Below are 23,774 nucleotides of genomic sequence, written 5' to 3'. Positions count from 1 at the left end.
CAGAGGGCTCGCCCCTGCGCGCCGGGTTCGGCCGCACCCTGAAGGGGCGCGGGGCTGTGTCGATATGCGGCTCCGCCGCGTGGGCGCGACCAGCCACCGCGCCCCCGAAGGGGCGCGGGGAACTGCGCGACCAGCCACGACGAGCCCCTGCGTGGAGGACTCACCCCTGGCCGGAAGGCCCGTTCGCCGCCTGGCCAGCAGCACCGAACCCTCGCCCACCGCCGGAGGCTAATGCGCAGCCGACTCCCAGTCGGACCCCACCCCCACCGAGACACCGAGCGGCACCCTCAGATGCACGGCGTCAGCCATCTCGCGGCGGACGATCTCCTCCGCGGCGGCACGCTCGCCGGGGGCGATCTCCAGGACGATTTCGTCGTGGACCTGCAGGAGCATGCGGGAGGTGAGGTCCGCCGCCCGCAGCGCGTCGTCCACCTTCAGCATGGCGATCTTGACGATGTCCGCGGCGGTGCCCTGGATCGGCGCGTTCAGAGCCATCCGCTCGGCCGCCTCGCGGCGCTGGCGGTTGTCGCTGTTGAGATCGGGCAGATAGCGGCGGCGGCCGAAGAGGGTCGCCGTGTAGCCCGTGGCCCGTGCCTCGTCGACGGCGCGGCGCAGATAGTCCCGGACGCCGCCGAACCGCTCGAAGTAGGTGTCCATCAGGACCCGTGCCTCGCCCGCGTCGATGTTCAGCTGCTGGGACAGGCCGAAGGCCGACAGACCGTACGCCAGGCCGTACGACATGGCCTTGATCTTGCGGCGCATCTCCGCGTCGACGTGCTCCCGGTCGACCGAGAAGACCTGCGCGGCGACCGTGTTGTGCAGGTCCTCACCGGAGGTGAACGCCTCGATCAGGCCCTCGTCCTCGGAGAGATGGGCCATCACGCGCAGTTCGATCTGGCTGTAGTCGGCGGTCATCAGCGACTCGAAACCCTCGCCGACGACGAAGCCACGGCGGATGGCGCGGCCCTCGTCCGTCCGGACGGGGATGTTCTGCAGGTTGGGGTCCGTGGACGACAGGCGGCCGGTCGCGGCGACCGTCTGGTTGAAGGTGGTGTGGATGCGGCCGTCGGCGGCGATCGTCTTGATCAGGCCCTCGACGGTGACGCGCAGCTTCGCCTGCTCGCGGTGACGGAGCATGACCACCGGCAGTTCGTTGTCCGTCTGGGTGGCGAGCCAGGCCAGGGCGTCGGCGTCGGTGGTGTAGCCGGTCTTGGTCTTCTTCGTCTTGGGCAGGCCCAGCTCGCCGAAGAGGACCTCCTGGAGCTGCTTGGGCGAGCCCAGGTTGAACTCGTGGCCCGCCGCCGCGTGCGCCTCCTTCACCGCCTGCTGCACGGCGCCCGCGAACATCTGTTCCATGGCCTCCAGGTGGGCCCGGTCGGCGGCGATGCCGTGCCGCTCCATGCGGGCGAGCAGGATCGAGGTGGGCAGTTCCATGTCGCGCAGCAGGTCCGTGGCGCCGACCTCCTCCAGACGGCCACGGAAGGCCTCGCCGAGGTCGAGGATCGCGCGGGCCTGCACCATGAGCGCCTCGGCCTCCGCGCCGTCGTCGGCGCCGAAGGCGAGCTGCCCGTCGGCCGCGGCGGCGGGGGCCAGCTCACGGCCCAGGTACTCCAGGGACAGCGCGTCCAGGTCGAAGGAACGGCGGCCCGGCTTGACCAGATAGGCGGCAAGGGCGGTGTCCATCGAGACTCCGGCGACGGACCAGCCGTGCTCGGCCAGGACGCGCATGGCGCCCTTGGCGTTGTGCAGGACCTTGGGGCGGTCCTCGGCGGCCAGCCACGCCGCCCACGCGTTCTCGTCGGCCTCGTCCAGCTGGGACGGGTCGAACCAGGCGGCCGGCCCCTCGGCGGTGGCGAGAGCGACCTCGGCGACCGAGCCGGTGCCCAGTGCCCAGGCATCGACCGTGGCGATGCCGAGCGTCCCGGTGCCGTGCTCGGTGAGCCAGCCGGCCAGCTCGCCCGTGCCCAGCACCGTCCCGTCCAGCTCCACACCCGGGGCCGCCGGCGTCGCCTCGGCCTCCTCGCCACCCGGGTCGACGGCCAGCAGCCGCTCACGCAGCGAGGGGTTCCTGATCTCCAGGGTGTCCAGGACCATCGCGACGGCCGTGCGGTCGTAGGGGGCGCGCTCCAGGTCGGCGACCGCCTTGGGCAGCTCGACCGTACGCACCATCTCGGTCAGGCGGCGGTTGAGCTTGACCGCCTCCAGGTGCTCGCGCAGGTTCTGCCCGGCCTTGCCCTTGACCTCCTCGACGCGCTCGACGAGCTCCGCGAACGAACCGAACTGGTTGATCCACTTCGCGGCGGTCTTCTCCCCGACGCCGGGGATGCCCGGCAGGTTGTCGGACGGGTCGCCGCGCAGCGCAGCGAAGTCGGGGTACTGCGCGGGCGTCAGCCCGTACTTCTCGAAGACCTTCTCCGGGGTGAACCGGGTCAGCTCGGAGACGCCCTTCGTCGGATACAGCACCGTCGTGTGCTCGCTGACCAGCTGGAAGGAGTCGCGGTCGCCGGTGACGATCAGCACCTCGAAGCCCTCGGCCTCGGCCTGGGTGGCGAGGGTGGCGATGACGTCGTCCGCCTCGAAGCCGTCGACCGCGAACCGTGCCGCGTGCATCGCGTCCAGGAGCTCGCCGATCAGCTCGACCTGGCCCTTGAACTCGTCCGGGGTCTTGGAGCGGTTGGCCTTGTACTCCGTGAACTCCTCGGAGCGCCAGGTCTTGCGGGAGACGTCGAAGGCCACCGCGAAGTGCGTGGGCTCCTCGTCACGCAGGGTGTTGGCCAGCATCGACGCGAAGCCGTAGATCGCGTTCGTCGGCTGCCCGGTCGCGGTCGTGAAGTTCTCCGCGGGCAGCGCGAAGAACGCTCGGTAGGCCAGCGAGTGCCCGTCCATGAGCATGAGGCGGGGCCGCTTGCCGCCGGAGGTCGTCTCGGTCTTCTTCGATGCTGTCTCTGCCACGTCCCCGATCCTGCCACGCCCCACTGACACTCAGACCCCCGCACGCCTGACGCCCGCTCTCCGCACGCCCTGGGACCCGCGCTGTCAGCGGCGCGTGCGAGGATCGAAGTGGTAGCTCGCAGGTGTCTGTGAATGGAGAGTGCGCGATGGCGACGAAGCCGCCCAAGGGTGATCCGGTCCAGGACGCGCCGCAGGTCGCCGGGCCCAAGCACGCGGCGGCGGGGCTGCCCGCCATCGGGCACACCCTGCGCATCGCCCAGCAGCAGATGGGCGTGAAGCGGACGGCGCTGACGCTGCTGCGTGTCAACCAGAAGGACGGCTTCGACTGCCCGGGCTGCGCCTGGCCGGAGCCGGACCACCGGCACAAGGCGGAGTTCTGTGAGAACGGCGCGAAGGCGGTCGCCGAGGAGGCCACCCTGCGCCGGGTCACCCCGGAGTTCTTCGCCGCGCACTCCGTCGCCGACCTCGCCTCCCGCAGCGGTTACTGGCTGGGGCAGCAGGGCCGGCTCACCCACCCCATGCATCTGCCCGAAGGGGGCACCCACTACGAGCCGGTGAGCTGGGAGCGCGCCTTCGACATCGTCGCCGAGGAGCTCTCCGCCCTCGCCTCCCCCGACGAGGCGCTCTTCTACACCTCGGGGCGCACCAGCAACGAGGCGGCCTTCCTCTACCAGCTGTTCGCCCGCCGGCTCGGCACGAACAACCTGCCCGACTGCTCCAACATGTGCCACGAGTCGTCCGGTTCGGCGCTGAGCGAGACCATCGGCATCGGCAAGGGCAGCGTCCTGCTGGAGGACCTCTACAAGGCCGACCTGATCATCGTCGCCGGCCAGAACCCGGGCACCAACCACCCGCGCATGCTCTCCGCCCTGGAGAAGGCCAAGGCCAACGGCGCGAAGATCATCAGCGTGAACCCGCTGCCCGAGGCCGGCCTGGAGCGGTTCAAGAACCCGCAGACCCCGCAGGGCATGCTCAAGGGCGCCGCCCTCAACGACCTGTTCCTGCAGATCCGCATCGGCGGCGACCAGGCCCTCTTCCGCCTCCTCAACAAGCTCGTCCTGGAGAGCGAGGGCGCGGTCGACGAGGAGTTCGTGCGCGAACACACCCACGGCTACGAGGAGTTCGCCGCAGCCGCCAAGGCAGCCGACTGGGACGAGACCCTGGCCGCGACCGGTCTCACGCGCGCGGAGATCGACGCGGCCCTGAAGATGGTCCTGGCCTCCAAGCGCACCATCGTGTGCTGGGCGATGGGCCTGACCCAGCACAAGCACTCCGTGCCGACCATCCGCGAGGTCGTCAACTTCCTTCTGCTGCGCGGCAACATCGGCCGCCCGGGTGCGGGCGTGTGCCCGGTGCGCGGTCACTCGAACGTGCAGGGCGACCGGACGATGGGCATCTTCGAGCGCCCCGCCCCCGCCTTCCTGGACGCCCTGGAGAAGGAGTTCGGCTTCGCACCGCCGCGCGAGCACGGCTACGACGTCGTCCAGGCCATCCGCGCCCTGCGCGACGGCCGGGCGAAGGTGTTCTTCGCGATGGGCGGCAACTTCGTGTCCGCCTCGCCCGACACCGAGGTCACCGAGGCGGCCATGCGGCGCGCCCGCCTCACCGTGCACGTGTCGACCAAGCTCAACCGCTCGCACGTGGTCACGGGCGCGCGTGCCCTGATCCTTCCCACCCTCGGCCGCACCGAGCGCGACATGCAGGGCAGTGGCGAGCAGTTCGTGACCGTGGAGGACTCCATGGGCATGGTGCACGCCTCCCGCGGCCGCCTGGAGCCCGCGAGCACACACCTGCTGTCGGAGCCGGCGATCATCTGCCGCCTGGCCCGCCGTGTGCTGGGCGAGGAGGACACGATGCCCTGGGAGGAGTTCGAGAAGGACTACGCCACCATCCGCGACCGCATCGCGCGCGTGGTCCCCGGCTTCGAGGACTTCAACGCGCGCGTGGCCCGCCCCGGCGGCTTCACCCTCCCCCACGCCCCGCGCGACGAACGCCGCTTCCCGACGGCGACAGGCAAGGCGAACTTCACGGCGGCGCCCGTGGAGTACCCGAAGCTGCCCGAAGGCCGTCTGCTGCTGCAGACGCTGCGCTCGCACGACCAGTACAACACCACCATCTACGGCCTCGACGACCGCTACCGCGGCATCAAGAACGGCCGCCGCGTCGTCCTGGTCCACCCCGAGGACGCACGGGCGCTCGGCGTCGCCGACGGCTCGTACGTCGACCTGGTCGGCGAGTGGAAGGACGGCGTGGAGCGCAGAGCGCCCGGCTTCCGCGTCGTGCACTACCCCACGGCACGCGGCTGCGCCGCCGCCTACTACCCCGAAACCAACGTTCTCGTGCCGCTGGACTCCACCGCGGACACCAGTAACACCCCGGCCAGCAAGTCCGTCATCGTACGTCTGGAACAATCGGCGACCGACTGAGCGTTTGCTCAGGCAGGCTGGACGAGTGATCAGGACGAACGGAGCCGGACCCATGGGCGAGCAGCAGCACGTGAAGTTCCCGCAGGAGGTCATCGACGAGTACGCCGCACTCGGCGTCGACCTCCCGGCTCTCTTCTCCGCCGGACACCTCGGCACCCGCATGGGCGTGGAGATCGTCGAGGCCTCCGCGGACCGCGTCGTCGGCACCATGCCCGTCGAGGGCAACACCCAGCCCTACGGCCTGCTGCACGGCGGCGCCTCCGCCGTCCTCGCCGAGACCCTCGGCTCCGTCGGCTCCATGCTCCACGGCGGCAGCTCCAAGATCGCGGTCGGCGTCGACCTGAACTGCACCCACCACCGCGGCGCCCGCTCCGGCCTGGTCACCGGCGTCGCCACACCCCTGCACCGCGGCCGCTCCACCGCCACGTACGAGATCGTGATCAGCGACGAAGAGGGACGGCGCGTGTGCAGCGCCCGCCTGACCTGCCTGCTGCGCGACGTCCGGCCCGGCGACGGGGCGCATGTGAGCGCCGCCGGCTGACCGTCCCGCCTCTGGCCCGACCCGCCGATCAGGCCATAGCGTCATGCCATGAGAACGGGAGGAGCCCTCCGGGCGGGGGCGGCGCCGGGCTGCGTGCCGGCAGTGGTGACGGGCGGACTGTGCCGGGTCGTCTCTCACCGGTCGCGCGAGGTGCTGGACAGCGGCATCCACGGGGACCATGAGACGATGGGCAGCAAACGCCAACGCGCCAAAGGCGCCGACGAGTTGATCGGACGCCGGGCGCACGATGACTGCCGGGACCGGTACCGCACCGGCAGTGCGAGCAACGGGCCGTGGCAGTGAGCAGCGTCGGCCCCGTCGAACCGGGCGAGGGCACCCGCGCATGGGACGCCCCGGAGGTGCACACCGCCCCGCCCCGCCGCCCGCGCGGACGCCTCCCGCAGTGGTACGACCGGCACCGGCGCGCCACCCTCAGCGCCGTCATGGCCGCCGTCCTGTTCGCGGGCGGCGCCTACCTCTATCTCACCCGGCCGCACAAGCCGCCGGCCCCCGCCCCGCCCTACCCGTCCCAGGTCGTGGACCTCACCTACATCGACCCCGTGACCGCACCGAAGCCGGCGCAGCCCGAGAGCTTCAGCTTCGCGGTGGACCTGAGCGTGCTGTCGGGCCCGCCGGTCACCGTCAGAGACATCACCCAGCCCTACGCCGGCATGTCCCTGACCACGCAGCCCCGCACGCCGTTCCGGACGCAGGCGGGAAGAAGCCGCAGGGTCGTGATCACCATGCACGTCACGCAATGCCGGAAAGCACCGGAAAGCGCCGGACTCCCTTTCCTGGACGTAACTCTGCGTAATACGCGTGCAATAGAAGTCCACAGTTTCATCCTGGGGCAGCGTTACGCACAGCACCTCACAACCGCCCTGCAAGGCATCTGCAACCACAGCTCCGCGTAATTACCAAAATGCTTGAAGCACCTGACAGTACCCGGTGAGTCCTGCAGGTTCTCAGAATGTGGACAGGGCGAATCGGCTGGAATTCCGCTGTTCCACCCACCGAGCACCGCTCTGCATTACGCGATGTCATAACAAGACAGTCACAGCCTCACCCAGACCCTCCTCCAGACTTCCTCAACCCGCTTAGAGTCACCGCCAGTCACCGTGCTGCCGAAGTCCCACTTCGACCCGGCACCACGACTCGGCCACTTCCAGGAGGGAGTGCCGTCCAGGGAAAGGACTGACCGTGCGTCAACGTTCGCTCATCGCCATAACCGCCACGCTGGCAGCGGGAGCACTCACCCTCACCGCCTGCGGCTCGCGCGGCAGCAGCGACAAGGGGGGCTCCAGCAGCGGCGGCACCACCGTCACCATCGGGGTCGACGCCCCGCTGACCGGCGACCTGTCCGCTCTGGGCCTGGGCATCAAGAACTCCGTGGACCTGGCCGTCAAGACGGCCAACAAGGAAAAGCTGGTCGACGGCATCACCTTCAAGATCGAGGCCAAGGACGACCAGAAGCAGGCCTCCGCCGGACAGCAGAACGCCACCGCCCTGGTCGCCGACAAGAGCGTCCTCGGCGTGGTCGGCCCGCTGAACTCCGCCGTCGCCCAGGCCATGCAGAAGGTCTTCGACGACGCCAAGCTGGTCGAGGTCTCCCCGGCCAACACCAACCCCACCCTGACCCAGGGCACCAACTGGCAGACGAAGAAGGTCCGCCCCTTCAAGTCGTACTTCCGCACCGCGACCACGGACGCCATCCAGGGCCCCTTCGCCGCGCAGTACGTCTACAACACCAGCAAGAAGACGAAGGTCTTCGTCATCGACAACAAGGGCACCTACGGCGTCGGCCTCGCCGCCACGTTCACCCAGGAGTTCACGAAGCTGGGCGGAAAGGTCGTCGGCACCCAGCACATCAACCCCGACACCAAGGACTATTCCTCGGTCGCCACCCAGGTCAAGAACTCCGGCGCCGACGTCGTCTACTTCGGTGGCGAGTACCCGAACGGCGGCCCGCTCAGCAAGCAGATCAAGGCAGCGGGCGCCAACATCCCGGTGGTCGGCGGTGACGGCATCTTCGACCCGACCTACATCAAGCTGGCCGGCCCCAAGAGCAACGGCGACCTCGCCACCTCCGTCGGCGCGCCCGTCGACACCCTCCCCTCCGCCAAGAAGTTCGTCGCGGACTACAAGGCGGGCGGCTACTCGGAGGACTACGGCGCCTACGGCGGCTACTCCTACGACTCCACCATGGCCATCATCCAGGCCGTCAAGAAGGTCGTCGCCGACAACGGCGGCAAGCTGCCCTCCGACGCCCGCGCCAAGATCACCGCAGCCATGCAGAACGTCTCCTTCGACGGTGTGACCGGCAAGGTCTCCTTCGACGAGTTCGGTGACGCCACCAACAAGCAGCTCACCGTCTACGCCGTCAAGAACGGTGCCTTCGCCGCCGTCAAGTCCGGTACCTACACCGGCTGACCCTCACCCGCACCACTCACGAGCCGCGCGGGGCGCTGTTCCACAAGCGCCCCGCGCGTTCTCGCATCCGGCCCCATCCGTCGAAAACATCCGAATAGTCTCGGAGGACATGCGGTGAACGAACTGCCGCAGCAGCTGGTCAACGGCCTGCTACTGGGATCCATGTACGGGCTGGTCGCCATCGGCTACACGATGGTCTATGGCATCGTCCAGCTCATCAACTTCGCCCACGGCGAGATCTTCATGACCGGAGCCTTCGGCGCTTTGACGGTCTACCTGTACGTCCTGCCGGACGGCACATCCATGCTGATCGCCCTGCCGCTGATGCTCATCGGCGCGATCATCGTCTCCGTCACGGTCGCCGTCGGAGCGGAACGGTTCGCCTACCGCCCACTGCGCACCGCCCCCCGCCTCGCGCCCCTCATCACCGCCATCGGCCTCTCCCTCGCCCTCCAGCAGGCGGTCTGGGCCTGGTACCCGCACGCCAAGTCCTCGATCACCTTCCCCCAGATCGACGGCGGCCCCTTCCACATCGGCGACGTCACCATCCAGACCGGCGACATCTTCCTGCTCATCGCCGCCCCCATCAGCATGGCCGTCCTCGCCTACTTCGTGATGAAGACCCGCACCGGCCGCGGTATGCAGGCCACCGCCCAGGACCCCGACACCGCCAAACTCATGGGCATCAACACCGACCGCATCATCGTGGTCGCCTTCGCCCTCGGCGCCACCTTCGCCGCCGTCGGAGGCGTCGCCTACGGCCTCAAGTACGGCGAGATCGACTTCCGCATGGGCTTCATCCTCGGCCTCAAGGCCTTCACCGCAGCCGTCCTCGGCGGCATCGGCAACATCTACGGAGCCATGATCGGCGGCGTCGTCCTCGGAGTCGCCGAAACCCTCGCCTCCGCATACATCTCCAACATCCCCGGCATGGAAAAGTTCGGCAGCCAGTCCTGGGCCGACGTCTGGGCCTTCGTACTCCTCATCCTCGTGCTCCTCTTCAGGCCCCAGGGCCTGCTCGGCGAGCGCGTCGCGGACAGGGCGTGACACCGATGACCACACAGACCACCGCACCCGAAACCCCGGGCACCCCCGCCGCGTCGACCCCGACCGGCCTCATCGGCATCCCGACGCCCATCGGCCGCGCCCTCGCCACCGGCGGCGGCATACTCACCGTCGTATCCACGTTCATGTCATGGACCTGGACCGCCGCGTTCCCCGGCGACCTCACCGTCTACGGCTACCCGGGCGGCCTGCAGGTCCTCGTCCTCATCGGCGGCGCCCTCACCACCCTCTTCGGCCTCGCCGGCTACGGAATCAAGGGCCTCCGCCACCTCGTACCCGCCGGCGGCGACGCCGCCCTCAGATTCGCCGCCCTCGCCTCCTTCGCCACCGCCTGGTACACGGTCATCGCGATCAGCGACGAACTCGGCGGCCTCGTCAACCTCGACCCGGGCGGCTTCCTCGTCGCCATCGCCACACTCGCCGCACTCATCGGCTCCCTGGCACTGCCCTTCCAACACCCCGAGCCCGACCCGATCGACCCCGACGACAGCGACTGGGAAAAGTTCAAGAACAAGGCCGCCCACAAGCGGGACACCATCAAGGCCGCCTTCGCCGCAGGCTCCCCCCGCCCCGTCGGCAAACTCCCCGCCTACGTCGAGATCCTGATCATCGCCGGCGTCCTCGCCCTGAGCCTGCTCGTCTTCACCTACGGCATCGGCACCGAGTACGACGAACTCTTCATCGGCTTCCTCATCACCGCCGGCTTCGGCTTCGCCGCCCTCAACAAGTCCGGCCTCGTCGCCCAGGCCACCCAGATCACCGCCCGGCACCAGAACATCACCGTCATCGGCGCCTTCGTCGCAGCGGCCCTGTTCCCCTTCACCCAGACCGACGACCAGTACGCGACCCTCGGCGTCTACATCCTGATCTTCGCCACCGTCGCCCTCGGCCTCAACATCGTCGTCGGCCTCGCCGGCCTCCTCGACCTCGGCTACGTCGCCTTCCTCGGCGTCGGCGCCTACGCCGCCGCCCTGGTCTCCGGCTCCCCCAGCTCACCCTTCCACGTGCACTTCCCGTTCTGGGCAGCCGTCCTCGTCGGCGCACTGGCCTCGCTCGTCTTCGGCGTCGTCATCGGCGCCCCCACCCTGCGACTGCGCGGCGACTACCTGGCCATCGTGACACTGGGCTTCGGAGAGATCTTCCGCATCACCGCCAACAACCTCGACGGCACCTCCGGCCCCAGCCTCACCAACGGCTCCAACGGCATCTCCTCGATCCCGAACCTGAAGATCCTCGGCTGGGACCTCGGCGCCCCCCACGACATCCTTGGCTTCACCATCGGCCGGTTCGCCAACTACTTCCTGCTGATGCTGATCATCACGGCCGTCGTCGTCCTCGTCTTCCGACGCAGCGGCGACTCCCGCATCGGCCGCGCCTGGGTCGCCATCCGCGAGGACGAAACCGCCGCCCTCGCCATGGGCATCAACGGCTTCAAGGTCAAACTCATCGCCTTCGCCGTCGGCGCCTCCCTCGCCGGCCTCGCCGGCACCGTCCAGGCCCACGTCACCTACACCGTCACCCCCGAGCAGTACCAGTTCGCCGGACCCATCCCCCCCAACTCCGCCTTCCTGCTCGCCGCAGTCGTCCTCGGCGGCATGGGCACCATCGGCGGTCCCCTCATCGGCGCCTCCCTGCTCTACCTCATCCCCAACAAACTCCAGTTCCTCGGCGACTACCAGCTCTTTGCCTTCGGCCTCGCACTCATCCTGCTGATGCGCTTCCGCCCCGAAGGCCTCGTCGCCAACCGGCGCCGCCAACTGGAGTTCCACGAAGAGGCCGAAGCGCCCACCGTCCTGAGCACGACAGGGGCCTGAGCACACATGACCACCGACACCACCACCCAGGACAGCACCCCCGGCGCCACCACCCCCGGCGAAACCGTCCTCGACGCCCGCGGCGTCACCATGCGCTTCGGCGGCCTCACCGCCGTACGAGGCGTCGACCTCACCGTCAACAGCGGCGAAATCGTCGGCCTCATCGGCCCCAACGGCGCAGGCAAAACAACCTTCTTCAACTGCCTCACCGGCCTCTACATCCCCACCGAGGGCGAAGTCCGCTTCAAAGGCAACGTCCTGCCACCGAAATCCTTCAAGGTCACCGCCGCAGGCATCGCCCGCACCTTCCAGAACATCCGACTGTTCGGCAACATGACAGTCCTGGAAAACGTCCTCGTCGGCCGCCACACCCGCACCAAGGAAGGCTTCTGGTCCGCCGTCCTGCGCGGGCCCGGCTTCCACCGCGCGGAAAAAGCCTCCCGCGAACGAGCCATGGAACTCCTCGAGTTCATCGGCCTCCAACACAAGGCCGAACACCTCGCACGCAACCTGCCCTACGGCGAGCAGCGCAAGCTGGAGATCGCGCGCGCCCTCGCCAGCGAGCCCGGCCTGCTGCTCCTCGACGAGCCGACGGCAGGCATGAACCCGCAGGAGACCCGGGCCACCGAGGAACTCGTCTTCGCCATCCGCGACATGGGCATCGCCGTCCTCGTCATCGAGCACGACATGCGGTTCATCTTCAACCTCTGCGACCGCGTCGCCGTACTCGTACAGGGCGAGAAGCTCGTCGAGGGCGACAGCGCAACCGTCCAGGGCGACGAACGCGTCATCGCCGCCTACCTCGGAGAACCCTTCGACAACGCCCCCGGCGACGCGGAAGTCGCCGAGGTCGAAGCCGCAGAGAACCAGGCCGACGCGCCCGGCAAGGAGAACGACCGATGACCGCACTCCTGGAGGTCGAGGACCTCCGCGTCGCCTACGGCAAGATCGAGGCCGTCAAAGGCATCTCCTTCAAGGTCGAGGCAGGCGAGGTCGTCACCCTCATCGGCACCAACGGCGCCGGCAAGACGACCACCCTGCGCACGCTCTCCGGCCTGCTCAAGCCGGTCGGCGGCCAGATCAAGTTCAACGGCAAGTCGCTCAAGAAGATCCCCGCCCACCAGATCGTCTCCCTCGGCCTCGCACACTCCCCCGAAGGCCGGCACATCTTCCCCCGCATGACGATCGAGGACAACCTCCGCCTCGGCGCGTTCCTCCGCAGCGACAAGGCAGGCATCGAAAAGGACATCCAGCGGGCCTACGACCTCTTCCCCATCCTGGGAGAGCGCCGCAAGCAGGCCGCCGGCACCCTCTCCGGCGGCGAACAGCAGATGTTGGCCATGGGCCGCGCGCTCATGTCCCAGCCCAAGCTGCTGATGCTCGACGAACCGTCCATGGGCCTCTCCCCGATCATGATGCAGAAGATCATGGCGACAATCGTGGAACTCAAGGCCCAGGGCACGACCATCCTCCTGGTCGAGCAGAACGCCCAGGCAGCACTCTCACTCGCCGACCACGGCCACGTCATGGAAGTCGGCAACATCGTCCTCTCCGGCACCGGCGAGGACCTGCTGCACGACGAGTCCGTACGCAAGGCGTACCTCGGCGAGGACTGAGACTGCCCTTTTTTGCTGGTACGACGAGGCCCGCGCCCCTGGTTCCCCAGGGACGCGGGCCTCGGTCCGTGTGCGGGCGCCGGGGTCAGCCCTTCGCGGCCTTCTTCTCATCCGCGTCCTGAATGACCGCCTCCGCAACCTGCTGCATCGACATCCGACGGTCCATCGACGTCTTCTGGATCCACCGGAACGCGGCCGGCTCCGTCAGCCCGTACTCCGTCTGGAGGATGGACTTCGCCCTGTCGACGAGCTTGCGCGTCTCCAGGCGGAGCGTGAGGTCGGCGACCTCCTTCTCCAGCTCCTTCAGCTCCGTGAAGCGCGAGACAGCCATCTCAATGGCCGGAACGACATCACTCTTGCTGAACGGCTTCACGAGGTACGCCATCGCACCGGCGTCGCGAGCCCGCTCCACGAGGTCGCGCTGCGAGAAGGCCGTAAGCATCAGGACGGGGGCGATGCGCTCCTCGGCGATCTTCTCGGCCGCCGAGATACCGTCCAGCTTGGGCATCTTCACGTCGAGAATCACGAGGTCCGGCTTGTGCTCACGGGCGAGCTCGACGGCCTGCTCGCCGTCACCGGCCTCGCCGACGACGCTGTAGCCCTCTTCCTCCAGCATCTCTTTGAGGTCGAGCCGGATCAGGGCCTCGTCCTCGGCGATGACGACACGGGTCGTCAGCGGAGGCACGTGCGACTTGTCGTCGTCGGGCGCGTCTACGGGCTGGGGCGACTCGGGGGCGGTCACGGGGGCTCCTTGTTACGGGCCGGGCAGGTGCTGCTGCGAGCAGCCTACCTAGCTGCGGCTGCGTGCGGTGACCCGGTATGCTTCCGATCAGCCAGTCTTGCCGGGTTGGTGGAATGGCATACACGGATGTCTCAAACACATCTGCCCGAGAGGGCTTGCGGGTTCGAATCCCGCACCCGGCACTTCTGATCAGAAAGCGGATGTCCACGTTCTCGTGAACATCCGCTTTTTGCTGCACATGGTCACGATCCGTGACGCAGAGTGGTCACATGGAACAGCACAGCCCTTCGATTCGCGCCCAGGCCGTCGCACTCATGCGCCAGGGCGTCCCCAATCGGCTGGTCGCAGAGCGCCTCAACATTCCGCGCGGGACCGTCGGGTGGTGGCGCAGCGAGGACCGCAGAGCGCGCGGCGAGGTGTACGAGGAGCCAACGGACTCCCCCAAATGCACGGGCCGCGAGTTCGATGCGACCGCATACGCGCACCTTCTGGGCCTCTACCTTGGCGATGGCCACATCATCTCGAAGCCGAAACAGAACCACCTGTCGGTCTTCTGCAACGCCGTGCAGACGGGCCTCATCACCGCCGCCGAGAACGCCATGCGCAAGGTCATGCCGCTAACCCGCGTCAGCCAACGCCACAAACCGGGCTGCGTCGAGGTGACGTCGTACACAAAGCACTGGACCTGCATGTTCCCCCAGCACGGCCCTGGCAAGAAACACGAGCGCCGGTCGCCCGCAAAGCCTCCGTAGCCCTCATGGACGCCCACGTGGGCCCCAAGTACTAACCCCGACCCCCTACTTGGGACTGTCATCCTCCCCAATGTGATGCACCCGCACCATGTTCGTCGACCCCGAAACCCCCGGAGGCGACCCCGCCGTAATCACCACGACGTCCCCCTTCTGGCAGCGGCCGTACTTCAACAACAGCTCATCGACCTGCTCGACCATCGCATCCGTCGAGTCCACATGCGGCCCGAGGAACGTCTCCGCACCCCACGTCAGGCTCAGCTGCGACCGCGTCGCCGGCTCCGGCGTGAAAGCCAGCAGCGGGATCGGTGAGCGGTAGCGGGAAAGGCGGCGGGCCGTGTCGCCGGACTGGGTGAAGGCGACCAGGAACTTCGCGCCCAGGAAGTCACCCATTTCCGCCGCCGCTCGGGCGACCGCGCCGCCCTGGGTGCGGGGCTTGTTCCGTTCCGTCAGGGGTGGGAGGCCCTTCGCGAGGATGTCCTCCTCCGCCGCTTCGACGATCTTGGCCATCGTGCGGACCGTTTCGATGGGGTATTTGCCGACGCTCGTCTCGCCGGACAGCATCACGGCGTCCGTGCCGTCGATGACGGCGTTCGCGACGTCGCTGGCCTCCGCGCGCGTGGGGCGCGAATTCTCGATCATCGAGTCGAGCATCTGGGTGGCCACGATGACCGGCTTGGCGTTGCGCTTCGCCAGTTTGATGGCGCGTTTCTGGACGATCGGGACCTGTTCCAGCGGCATTTCCACGCCCAGATCCCCCCGCGCGACCATGATGCCGTCGAAGGCGGCCACGATGTCGTCGATCGCCTCGACCGCCTGCGGCTTCTCCACCTTGGCGATGACGGGCAGTCGGCGTGCCTCTTCGTCCATGATGCGGTGGACGTCTTCGATGTCGCGGCCGCTGCGGACGAAGGAGAGGGCGATGACGTCGAAGCCGGTCCGCAGGGCCCAGCGGAGGTCGTCCTCGTCCTTGGGCGAGAGGGCGGGGACCGAGACCGCGACGCCCGGCAGGTTGAGGCCTTTGTGGTCGGAGACCATGCCGCCTTCGACGACCGTGGTGTGGACGCGGGGGCCGTCGACGGCGGTGACTTCGAGGCAGACCTTGCCGTCGTCGACGAGGATGCGTTCGCCGGGGGTGACGTCGGTGGCGAGGCCGGGGTAGGTGGTGCCGCAGGTGTGGCCGTTGCCTTCGGTGCCCTCTTCGACCGTGATGGTGAAGGTGTCGCCGCGTTCAAGGAGTACGGGGCCTTCGGCGAAGTGACCGAGGCGGATCTTCGGGCCTTGAAGGTCGGCGAGGAGTCCGACGCTGCGGCCGGTTTCGTCGGCGGCCTTTCGCACGCGCTGGTAGCGGTCCTCGTGTTCGGCGTGGGTGCCGTGGCTGAGGTTGAAGCGGGCTACGTCCATTCCGGCTTCTACGAGGGCTTTGATCTGGTCGTAGGAGTCGGTGGCGGGGCCCAGGGTGCAGACGATTTTTGCTCGGCGCATGGTTTGAGCGTAGGCCTTACCAGCGGGTAGAGAATTTGGTGTGCGTGACTACTCAACAACCTTTGGATGAAGGGGTGTTGACAAGTATTGAAGTGTGCAGATGCATGCTCCGATGAGCATTCGAACGGCTCGGGATCTGGGTTCTAGAGCTGTGGCGGTGCCATGGTGAATCGGGCGTTGACGGCGGCGTACACGTGCTGGCGTTGGGGTTCGAGGTCGAGTGCGGCGGCGGTGTCCTCGGCGGGTGCGCCGTAGGCCATGGAGCGCATGCGGGCTCCGGGGGCGGGTGGATAGGGCTGGGCGTTTTCGGCGCCGATGTCGGCGAGTTCCACAAGGGCCGCGAGTGAGGTGCCGAGGGCCTCGGCGTATTCCCTGGCTCGCTGGACTGCTTCTTTGACGGCCTGTTGTCGGGCTTGGCGGTGGGCGGGCGAGTCGGGGCGCAGCGCCCACCAGGGGCCGTCGACTCGTGCGAGTTCGAGGTCGGCGAGGCGGGTGGTGAGTTCGCCGAGGGCGGTGAAGTCGGTGAGCTCGGCGGTGATGTGGACGCGGCCGTGGTAGGCGTGGATGCGTTCGCCGCGGCCGTGTTCCTTGAGTTCGGGGGTGATGGAGAAGGAGCCGGTCTCCAGTCGCTCCACGGCGTCGCCGTAGGTCTTGATGAGGTCGAGGGCGGTGGTGTTGCGGCGGGTGAGGTCGTCGAGGGCGGCGCGGCGGTCTTTGCCACGGGAGGCGACGGTGATGCCGATGCGGGCGATTTCGGGGTCGACTTCGAGGTGGGCTTCGCCGCGTACGGCGATGCGGGGGGCGTCGGGGGTGCCGTAGGGGACGGCGGGGTGGGGGGTGTCCGGCGAAGGGGTGGTCATACGCCCCACTCTGTCACCTCTTGGCCTGCTGGGGCCGTGTGGTTGACCGCTTCGGTCATCCAATCGCAACCTGCTGGACCTGTTGCGGTCGGTCATGCACGGGTCAGAATCTACGCGCATTGTTGACCATTCCCTTAGGAGATCAAGACATGCCCTTGAACCGCCGGAGGTTCCTGCAGAAGTCCGCTGCGACCGGAGCGGGGGTGGCGGTGGCGGGTGCCGTCGCGGCTCCGTCGGCTCAGGCCGCGGAGGGCACGGCGGCGAAGAAGCCCGCGAAGCGGTACTCGCTGACCGTGATGGGCACGACCGATCTGCATGGGCATGTCTTCAACTGGGACTACTTCAAGGACGCGGAGTACTCGGACAAGGCCGGCAACGCGCAGGGCCTGTCCCGTGTCTCGACGCTGGTGAACCAGGTGCGTGCGGAGAAGGGGCGTTGCAACACGCTGTTGCTGGACGCGGGTGACACGATCCAGGGCACCCCGCTGACGTACTACTACGCGAAGGTCGACCCGATCACCGCGAAGGGCGGTCCGGTGCACCCGATGGCGCAGGCGATGAATGCGATCGGGTATGACGCGGCGGCGCTGGGCAATCACGAGTTCAACTACGGTCTGGAGACGCTGCGGAAGTTCGAGGAGCAGCTGCATTTCCCGCTGCTGGGTGCGAATGCGCTGGACGCGAAGACGCAGCGGCCGGCTTTCCCGCCGTATGTCATCAAGAAGTTCCGGGTGCCGGGGTTGCCGTCGGTGAAGGTGGCGGTGCTGGGTCTGGCCAATCCCGGTATTGCGATCTGGGACAAGGCTTATGTGCAGGGCAAGTTGGAGTTTCCGGGTCTGGAGGAGCAGGCGGCGAAGTGGGTGCCGAGGCTGAAGTCGATGGGTGCGGATGTGGTGGTCGTGTCCGCGCACTCCGGTTCCTCGGGTACGTCGTCGTACGGTGACCAGCTGCCGTACGTCGAGAATTCGGCGGCTCTGGTGGCGCAGCAGGTGCCGGACATCGATGCGATTCTGGTCGGTCACGCGCACGTGGAGATCCCGGAGCTGAGGGTCACCAACACCAGGACCGGGAAGACGGTGGTGTTGTCGGAGCCGCTGGCTTACGCGGAGCGGCTGTCGTTGTTCGACATCGAGCTGGTCTTCGCGAAGGGCCGCTGGTCCGTCGAGTCGGTGTCGTCGAAGGTGCTGAATTCGAACTCGGTTGCCGATGACCCGAAGATCACCAAGCTGCTCGGTGACGAGCACGCGAAGGTGGTCACGTACGTCAACCAGGTGGTCGGTACGGCGACGCAGACGCTGACGACGGTGGAGGCGCGGTACAAGGATGCGCCGATCATCGATCTGATCACCAGGGTGCAGGAGGATGTCGTCAAGGCGGCGCTGGCGGGCACCTCGTATGCCTCGCTGCCGGTGATCGCGCAGGCTTCGCCGTTCTCCCGGACGTCCGAGATCCCGGCCGGCGATGTGACCATCCGGGATCTTTCCAGCCTGTACGTGTACGACAACACGCTGGTGGCGAAGTTGCTGACGGGTGCGCAGCTCAAGGCGTATCTGGAGTACTCGGCGGAGTATTTCGTGCAGACGGCGCCGGACGCGGTGGTGGACGTGGAGAAGCTGACGAACGCGAACAATCGCCCGGACTACAACTACGACTATGTGTCGGGGCTGTCGTACGAGATCGACATCGCCCAGGCGGCGGGGTCACGGGTCAGGAATGTGACCTTCAACGGTGCCGCGCTGGACGACGCGCAGGAGTTCGTGTTCGCGGTGAACAACTACCGGGCCAACGGTGGTGGTGCGTTCCCGCATGTGGCGTCCGCGCAGGAGCTGTGGTCGGAGTCGACGGAGATCCGGACGCGGATCGCGGAGTGGGTGACGGCGAAGGGTGTGCTGGATCCGAAGGACTTTGCGTCGGTGGACTGGCGGCTGACGCGGGGTGGCGTGCCGGTTTTCTAGAGCGTCATTTTCTGGAGTGTCTAGAGCTTGAGCAGTGACAGGTCCACGGCGTCGGCGATGGCTTTTGCGCCGGCGTCGTTGACGTGGAGGCCGTCGCCGGCGTTGAAGTCGGCGTGGATGTGGGTTGGTCGGTCCGGGTCGGCGACGGCGGTGGCGATGTCGATGACGGCGTCGAAGGGGTGGTCGGGGCTGCGGAGCCAGTCGTTGATCTGGCGGCGTAGGGCCTGGCCCTCGGGGGTGTCGACGCCGTCGTAGATGGTGCCTTCGTAGGGGCCGAGGGTGCTGCCGATGGCGATGAGTCCGGCGGTGTGGATGCGGTCGGCCAGGGCGGTGAAGCCGGCGATGAGGTCGTCGGCGCCGGGCATGTCGGCGGCGGGCTCGGGGTACGACTGGGCGCCGGGCAGGCCGATGTCGTTGAGGCCGGCGTGGATGAGGACGTGACTGACGCCTGGTACGGCGAGGACGTCGCGGTCGAGGCGGGCGAGGAGGTGTTCGCCGACTTCGTCGGTGAGCAGGCGGTTGCCGGAGATGCCCTGGTTGACGATCCAGCCGCGCGTGAGTCGGCGGCCCAGTTGTGCGGGGAAGCTGTTGTTGGTGCCGGGGGTGGTGAAGGCGCCTTCGATCCAGGAGTCGCCGAATGCTACGGCGATGCGGGTGTCGGCGGGGGCGAGGACGTCGACGCCGGTGAGGAAGTGGCCGGTGGGCAACTCTTCTGCGTGGTGGAGGTGTTCGGCGGAGAGCTGGTTGCCGGGGACGGCGTGCCCGATGTCGTAGGGCACCGCGCTGTAGGTGGTCAGTCCGGTGTCGCCGGGCAGGTAGAGGCTGACGGTGAGTTCTTCGCCGGCGCTGACGGGGAGTTCGACGGGGTCGCTGGTGATGTCCTCGCCGACGGGGATGGTGACGGTGTCGGCGCCGGAGAAGCGCAGGGGTGTGTCGCTGGCGGGGTCGATGCCGCTGCCGTGGGTGCGTACGGCGAGGTGGGCGCCGCCGATGTGGAGGGGTTCCTTGCCGTAGCGGTTGCTGAGCCGTAGTCGTAGTGCTTCGCCGCCGCCGGCGAGGCGGATCGACTGCCTGATGGTCTGGTCGGTGAAGCCGCGGGGTTCGAAGAGGCGGAAGGCCTCGTGCGGGTTGATGACGGCGGTGCGGTGGGCGGCGATCCAGGTCGTGGTCATGGCTTGCTCCAACGTCACCACCGCCGGAGTTCTTCCTGCCGGTCCGTGGCTCATTGCCTGGCCGTGGCTCATTGCCTGTCGTCGACGAGGGGGGTGAGGACGGGTGCCTGGCGAGCACGTGGGATGTGTGGGTGTTGCTGCTGGTCGAGTCCGAAGGTGGTGAAGGCGGTCCGGGCGGGGAGGGGGTAGGTCTCCTTTCCGGTGAGGGAGTTGAGGATGGTGGCGGAGCGCCAGGCGGCGAGGCCGAGGTCGGGGGTGCCGACTCCGTGGGTGTGGCGTTCGGCGTTCTGGACGTAGATGTGGCAGTCGGCGGCGCTGATGGAGGGGTCGAGGGCGAGGCGGAAGCGTTCGTCGATGCGGGGGCGGCCCTGGCTGTCGCGGCGCAGGTAGGGGTCGAGGCCGGCGAGGAGGCGGTCGAGGGGGCGTTCGCGGTAGCCGGTGGCGAGGATGACGGCGTCGGTGGTGAGGCGGGAGCGGGAGTCCTGCTGGGTGTGTTCCAGGTGGAGTTCGACTTTGGTGGTGGCGAGGCGGCCTGCGGTGCGGACGCGGACGCCGGGGGTGAGCACGACGTCGGGCCAGCCGCCGTTCAGGGTGCGGTGGTAGAGCTCGTCGTGGATGGCGGCGATGGTGTCGGCGTCGATGCCTTTGTGGAGTTGCCACTGGCTGGTGACGAGGCGGTCGCGGACGGCTTCGGGGAGGGCGTGGAAGTAGCGGGTGTAGTCGGGGGTGAAGTGTTCGAGGCCGAGTTTGGAGTACTCCATGGGGGCGAAGGCCTCGGTGCGGCCGAGCCAGTGGATTTTTTCGCGGCCGGCGGGGCGGGCGCGGAGCAGGTCGAGGAAGATTTCGGCGCCCGACTGTCCTGATCCGATGACGGTGACGTGGTCGGCGGTCAGGAAAGTGTCGCGGTGGGCGAGGTAGTCGGCGGAGTGGACGACGGGTACGCCGGGGGCTTCGACGAGTGTTTTGAGGGGTTCGGGGATGTGGGGTTCGGTGCCGATGCCGAGGGCGATGTTGCGGGTGTGGATGCGGCCGAGGGCTTCGGCTTCTCCGTCTGGGCCGAGTTGGGTGTAGTCGACTTCGAAGACGTCGCGTTCGGGGTCCCAGCGGACGGCGTCGATCTGGTGGCCGAAGTGGAGTCCGGGGAGGCCGGCCGCGACCCAGCGGCAGTAGGTGTCGTACTCGGCGCGCTGGATGTGGAAACGCTCGGCGAAGTAGAAGGGGAAGAGGCGGTCGCGGGATTTGAGGTGGTTGAGGAAGGTCCAGGGGCTGGTGGGGTCGGCGAGGGTGACCAGGTCGGCGAGGAAGGGGACTTGGATGCGGGAGCCGTCGATGAGGAGGCCGGGGTGCCAGGCGAAGGAGGGGCGCTGGTCGTAGAAGGCGGTGTCGAGTTCGGTGAGGGGGTGGGCGAGGGCGGCGAGGGAGAGGTTGAAGGGGCCGATGCCGATGCCGACGAGGTCGCGGGGTGCGTCGGGCTCGTGGTGTGGGTGCGGGGGCGTGCTCATCGGGGTGGTTCCTTCCACGGGTCTTCGGCGGGTTCTGCGGAGTCTTGGGTGGGTGCTTCGACTTCGCGGGCGGCTTTCGTGTCGGGCGGCTCTCGTGTCGGGCGGCTTTCGTCTGGGGCGGCTTCGCTCAGGCGGGGTCGTCGGCGGCCTTTTCGACGAGGGCGAGGAGGGTGGCGAGGTCGTCGGGGCGGGTTTCGGGGTTGAGCAGGGTGGCTTTGAGCCAGAGGCGGCCGTCGAGGGGGGCGCGGCCGAGGACGGCGCGGCCCTGGTGGAGGAGTTTTCGGCGTACGGCGGCGACGGCTTCGTCGGTGGTGTGTGCGGGCCGGAACAGGACCGTGCTGATGGTGGGGCGGTCGTGGAGTTCGAAGCCCGGATGGCTGGAGACGAGGGCGGCGAACTCCTGTGCCCGCTCGCAGACTTGGTCGACGAGTGCGCCGAGGCCGGTGCGGCCGAGGGTTTTGAGGGTGACGGCGATCTTGAGGATGTCGGGGCGACGAGTGGTGCGCAGGGAGCGGCCGAGGAGGTCGGGGAGGCCGGCTTCGGTGTCGTCGTCGGCGTTGAGGTAGTCGGCGTGCTGGTCGAGGGCGGTGAGGTCGTGGGCGTCGCGTACCGCGAGGAGACCGGCTGCGACCGGCTGCCAGCCGAGTTTGTGCAGGTCGAGGGTGATGGTGTGGGCGTGGCCGAGGCCGGTGAGTTTGTTGCGGTGGCGGTCGCTGAGGAGGAGGCCTCCGCCGTAGGCGGCGTCGATGTGCAGGCGGGCGTGGTGGGCGGTGCACAGGGCGGCGATCTCGGGGAGGGGGTCGATGAGTCCGGCGTCGGTGGTGCCGGCGGTGGCGGCGACGAGGTGGGGGCCGGGGAGGGTGGTGAGGGCCTTGTCGAGGGCGGCGGGGTCGAGGGTGCCGGTGGGTGCGGGGATGGTGACGGGGTCGGGCAGGCCGAGGAGCCAGGCGGCGCGGGGCAGTGAGTGGTGGGCGTTGGCTCCGCAGATCAGGCGGAGGCCGGTGCCGTGTGTCTCGCGGGCGAGGAGGAGGGCGAGTTGGTTGGATTCGGTGCCGCCGGTGGTGATCAGGGCGTCGGGTGAGGGCGGGGTGGCCGCTCCCGCGTAGATCTCGGCGGCGAGGGCGCGGGTGACGAGCGTTTCCAGCTCGGATGCCGCGGGGGCCTGGTCCCAGGAGTCGAGGGAGGGGTTGAGGACGCTCGCGGCGAGGTCGGCGGCGGTGGCGACGGCGAGGGGCGGGCAGTGCAGGTGGGCGGCGCACAGCGGGTCGGCGGGGTCGGCGGCGCCTGCGGCGAGGGCGTGCACGAGGGTGTGCAGGGCGTGGGGGTCGCCGTGTTGCGGCAGTACGTCGCCGAGGGCGGCCCGTAGGCGTGCGGCGACGGCGGCGGGTCCGCCGGCGGGCAGGGGGCCTCCGCGTGCGTGTGCGCCCTCGTCGAGTGCTTGGAGCACGGTGTCGAGCAACGGCCGTAGCGCGTGGGGGCCTTCGGGGCCGGAGGCGAGGCTCGTTGTGCTCATGGGTTCCTCCCGGGCGCGCGGGCAGAGGGGGGTTCCAGCTTGTCGGTGGATGCGTGCGCGTGCCCGAGAGGTTCAACGATCGGAACCCGAAAGGGTGTCCTTACGGCTTTCCTACGGGAAAAACCTGTTGCGGTTCAGGGGGTTTTGGGGGTGTTGGGGTATAGGGGTCGCGCCGTTTGCCGGTGTCCGGCCCGGAAGTCGCCCGTGTGGTCGTCGGACGAAGCGCAGCTCGTGTCCGATCGCCTGGCCGATGGTGGCGATCTGATCTGCGTTGCTGACCGCCTCGGGCCCGGTGAGGCGGTGGACGGCGCCTTCGCGGCCGGGGTCGAGGGGGGCGCGTTCGGCGAGGGCGGCGGTGTCGTCCTCGTGGAGGGGGCGCTCAATCCGCAGCGAAGTCGCCTCGGACGGTGTCACCGGTGCGGATCTGCGGTGCCCTCCCCCGCTGCCTGAAGGGCGTGCGGGTGCCCCCACAGGGCGTCGGTGGCGTACACGCTGGGGCGCAGGAAGTTCCACTCCAGGCCGCTGTCGCGGATCGCCCGTTGCGCGGTGGCGTGCATGACGTGGATGGGGTGGGTCTCGTCGGCGCCGTCCTGGATGATCCCGGAGGAGAGCAGGACGACGTGCCGGACGCCGGCCGCGCGGGCGGCCGCCGGCAGGTCGGTGCCGGTCTGGAGGTAGGGGAAGAGCTTGGTCGCTCCCTCGAACAGGGCCTCGGGCCGGTCGGGTCGGAGCCGTACCACCTCGGCCCCGTCGGGCAGTGCGGCTCGCTGCGGATCACGGGTCAGGGCCCGCACCGGCAGCCCGTCGGCGACGAGGCGTTGGACGAGGGCACGGACGACGTTGCCGGTGGCGCCGGCCACTGCGATCACGGGCTTGTCTCCTGAGGAGAGTTCGGGCTGATCGTCCTTCGCCCGGCCGAGCCCAGGAAGGACGATCAGCTCCCCGCATCGTC

General features: G+C 68.6%; 19 protein-coding genes and 1 tRNA gene. 12 read left to right on the top strand and 8 right to left on the bottom strand.

All coding sequences use genetic code 11. The features are described from left to right. Nucleotides 1–228: 228 nt before the first annotated feature. Nucleotides 229–2,952: a DNA polymerase I gene (polA, locus tag ACFY1U_RS04175; RefSeq protein ID WP_390692584.1), complete on the bottom strand. Its 2,724-nt coding sequence runs from the start codon at nt 2,950–2,952 to the stop codon at nt 229–231. A gap of 146 nt (nt 2,953–3,098) precedes the next feature. Here polA and ACFY1U_RS04170 point away from each other — a divergent pair, with 146 nt between their 5' ends. From ACFY1U_RS04170 to ACFY1U_RS04130, 9 genes are all read left to right on the top strand, one after another. Next, nucleotides 3,099–5,378, top strand: a complete 2,280-nt coding sequence (locus tag ACFY1U_RS04170) for an FdhF/YdeP family oxidoreductase (RefSeq protein ID WP_390692583.1) — start codon at nt 3,099–3,101, stop codon at nt 5,376–5,378. Nucleotides 5,379–5,430: 52 nt separating this feature from the next. After that, nucleotides 5,431–5,919 carry a PaaI family thioesterase gene (locus tag ACFY1U_RS04165; protein WP_390692582.1) on the top strand — a complete coding sequence of 163 codons (489 nt, stop codon included), beginning with the start codon at nt 5,431–5,433 and terminating at the stop codon, nt 5,917–5,919. A gap of 48 nt (nt 5,920–5,967) precedes the next feature. Then, nucleotides 5,968–6,222, top strand: coding sequence for a hypothetical protein (locus ACFY1U_RS04160; RefSeq protein WP_390692581.1), 255 nt, complete (start codon nt 5,968–5,970; stop codon nt 6,220–6,222). Next, the gene (locus ACFY1U_RS04155; protein WP_390692841.1) at nt 6,219–6,833 is read left to right on the top strand and encodes a Tat pathway signal sequence domain protein; all 615 of its coding nucleotides are present in this window, start codon (nt 6,219–6,221) and stop codon (nt 6,831–6,833) included. Before ACFY1U_RS04160 ends, ACFY1U_RS04155 begins: the two co-directional genes overlap by 4 nt. 286 nt (nt 6,834–7,119) lie before the next feature. Further along, complete coding sequence (locus ACFY1U_RS04150) at nt 7,120–8,349, top strand: branched-chain amino acid ABC transporter substrate-binding protein (protein ID WP_390692580.1); 1,230 nt, start codon at nt 7,120–7,122, stop codon at nt 8,347–8,349. Between the two features lie 114 nt (nt 8,350–8,463). Next, nucleotides 8,464–9,396, top strand: coding sequence for a branched-chain amino acid ABC transporter permease (locus ACFY1U_RS04145; RefSeq protein ID WP_390692579.1), 933 nt, complete (start codon nt 8,464–8,466; stop codon nt 9,394–9,396). A gap of 5 nt (nt 9,397–9,401) precedes the next feature. Beyond that, nucleotides 9,402–11,228, top strand: coding sequence for a branched-chain amino acid ABC transporter permease (locus ACFY1U_RS04140; RefSeq protein ID WP_390692578.1), 1,827 nt, complete (start codon nt 9,402–9,404; stop codon nt 11,226–11,228). A 6-nt stretch (nt 11,229–11,234) separates the two neighbouring features. After that, entirely contained in the window at nt 11,235–12,131 is an 897-nt protein-coding gene (locus tag ACFY1U_RS04135) for an ABC transporter ATP-binding protein (protein ID WP_390692577.1), read from the top strand. Next, a complete protein-coding gene (locus ACFY1U_RS04130; RefSeq protein WP_390692576.1) occupies nt 12,128–12,844 on the top strand; it encodes an ABC transporter ATP-binding protein in 717 nt (238 codons plus the stop codon). Before ACFY1U_RS04135 ends, ACFY1U_RS04130 begins: the two co-directional genes overlap by 4 nt. Before the next feature lie 85 nt (nt 12,845–12,929). Here the strand turns inward: ACFY1U_RS04130 and ACFY1U_RS04125 are convergent, their stop codons facing one another. Next, nucleotides 12,930–13,586: a response regulator gene (locus ACFY1U_RS04125; RefSeq protein WP_115908746.1), complete on the bottom strand. Its 657-nt coding sequence runs from the start codon at nt 13,584–13,586 to the stop codon at nt 12,930–12,932. Between the two features lie 99 nt (nt 13,587–13,685). Between ACFY1U_RS04125 and ACFY1U_RS04120 the strand changes: the two genes are divergently transcribed. Continuing rightward, a tRNA-Leu gene (locus ACFY1U_RS04120) sits at nt 13,686–13,768 on the top strand. 87 nt (nt 13,769–13,855) lie between these two features. Continuing rightward, nucleotides 13,856–14,338, top strand: coding sequence for a hypothetical protein (locus ACFY1U_RS04115; RefSeq protein WP_390692575.1), 483 nt, complete (start codon nt 13,856–13,858; stop codon nt 14,336–14,338). 45 nt (nt 14,339–14,383) lie between these two features. Here ACFY1U_RS04115 and pyk read toward each other — a convergent pair whose 3' ends face one another. Continuing rightward, a complete protein-coding gene (gene pyk, locus ACFY1U_RS04110) occupies nt 14,384–15,820 on the bottom strand; it encodes a pyruvate kinase (protein ID WP_390692574.1) in 1,437 nt (478 codons plus the stop codon). A 143-nt stretch (nt 15,821–15,963) separates the two neighbouring features. Further along, the gene (locus ACFY1U_RS04105) at nt 15,964–16,680 is read right to left on the bottom strand and encodes an SIMPL domain-containing protein (protein ID WP_390692573.1); all 717 of its coding nucleotides are present in this window, start codon (nt 16,678–16,680) and stop codon (nt 15,964–15,966) included. A 149-nt stretch (nt 16,681–16,829) separates the two neighbouring features. Here ACFY1U_RS04105 and ACFY1U_RS04100 point away from each other — a divergent pair, with 149 nt between their 5' ends. Continuing rightward, entirely contained in the window at nt 16,830–18,635 is a 1,806-nt protein-coding gene (locus ACFY1U_RS04100) for a bifunctional metallophosphatase/5'-nucleotidase (protein ID WP_390692572.1), read from the top strand. A 20-nt stretch (nt 18,636–18,655) separates the two neighbouring features. On the opposite strand, the gene ACFY1U_RS04095 is transcribed toward ACFY1U_RS04100, so the two are convergent. The 4 genes from ACFY1U_RS04095 to ACFY1U_RS04080 all read right to left on the bottom strand — a co-directional run bounded on the left by ACFY1U_RS04095 (nt 18,656) and on the right by ACFY1U_RS04080 (nt 23,691). Next, entirely contained in the window at nt 18,656–19,807 is a 1,152-nt protein-coding gene (locus ACFY1U_RS04095; RefSeq protein ID WP_390692571.1) for a GDSL-type esterase/lipase family protein, read from the bottom strand. 68 nt (nt 19,808–19,875) lie between these two features. Continuing rightward, nucleotides 19,876–21,309, bottom strand: a complete 1,434-nt coding sequence (locus ACFY1U_RS04090; RefSeq protein ID WP_390692570.1) for a lysine N(6)-hydroxylase/L-ornithine N(5)-oxygenase family protein — start codon at nt 21,307–21,309, stop codon at nt 19,876–19,878. 127 nt (nt 21,310–21,436) lie between these two features. Then, entirely contained in the window at nt 21,437–22,822 is a 1,386-nt protein-coding gene (locus ACFY1U_RS04085) for a pyridoxal phosphate-dependent decarboxylase family protein (RefSeq protein ID WP_390692568.1), read from the bottom strand. A 410-nt stretch (nt 22,823–23,232) separates the two neighbouring features. Further along, complete coding sequence (locus tag ACFY1U_RS04080) at nt 23,233–23,691, bottom strand: NAD(P)H-binding protein (protein ID WP_390692567.1); 459 nt, start codon at nt 23,689–23,691, stop codon at nt 23,233–23,235. Nucleotides 23,692–23,774 lie beyond the last annotated feature (83 nt).

Source organism: Streptomyces sp. NPDC001351 (genome assembly GCF_042896045.1).
Classification (GTDB): Bacteria; Actinomycetota; Actinomycetes; order Streptomycetales; family Streptomycetaceae; genus Streptomyces.
The sequence above is the reverse complement of the archived record's forward strand: the minus strand, read 5'-3'. Positions and strand labels throughout refer to the sequence as shown.

Excerpts from the sequence above, each read along its gene's own strand:
- ACFY1U_RS04095 (WP_390692571.1), bottom strand. The coding sequence starts at position 19,807 with ATGACCACGACCTGGATCGCCGCCCACCGCACCGCCGTCATCAACCCG.
- ACFY1U_RS04100 (WP_390692572.1), top strand. The coding sequence starts at position 16,830 with ATGCCCTTGAACCGCCGGAGGTTCCTGCAGAAGTCCGCTGCGACCGGA.
- pyk (WP_390692574.1), bottom strand. The coding sequence starts at position 15,820 with ATGCGCCGAGCAAAAATCGTCTGCACCCTGGGCCCCGCCACCGACTCC.
- ACFY1U_RS04170 (WP_390692583.1), top strand. The coding sequence starts at position 3,099 with ATGGCGACGAAGCCGCCCAAGGGTGATCCGGTCCAGGACGCGCCGCAG.
- ACFY1U_RS04135 (WP_390692577.1), top strand. The coding sequence starts at position 11,235 with ATGACCACCGACACCACCACCCAGGACAGCACCCCCGGCGCCACCACC.
- ACFY1U_RS04105 (WP_390692573.1), bottom strand. The coding sequence starts at position 16,680 with ATGACCACCCCTTCGCCGGACACCCCCCACCCCGCCGTCCCCTACGGC.
- ACFY1U_RS04085 (WP_390692568.1), bottom strand. The coding sequence starts at position 22,822 with ATGAGCACAACGAGCCTCGCCTCCGGCCCCGAAGGCCCCCACGCGCTA.
- ACFY1U_RS04115 (WP_390692575.1), top strand. The coding sequence starts at position 13,856 with ATGGAACAGCACAGCCCTTCGATTCGCGCCCAGGCCGTCGCACTCATG.
- ACFY1U_RS04090 (WP_390692570.1), bottom strand. The coding sequence starts at position 21,309 with ATGAGCACGCCCCCGCACCCACACCACGAGCCCGACGCACCCCGCGAC.
- ACFY1U_RS04130 (WP_390692576.1), top strand. The coding sequence starts at position 12,128 with ATGACCGCACTCCTGGAGGTCGAGGACCTCCGCGTCGCCTACGGCAAG.
- ACFY1U_RS04160 (WP_390692581.1), top strand. The coding sequence starts at position 5,968 with ATGAGAACGGGAGGAGCCCTCCGGGCGGGGGCGGCGCCGGGCTGCGTG.
- ACFY1U_RS04140 (WP_390692578.1), top strand. The coding sequence starts at position 9,402 with ATGACCACACAGACCACCGCACCCGAAACCCCGGGCACCCCCGCCGCG.
- ACFY1U_RS04165 (WP_390692582.1), top strand. The coding sequence starts at position 5,431 with ATGGGCGAGCAGCAGCACGTGAAGTTCCCGCAGGAGGTCATCGACGAG.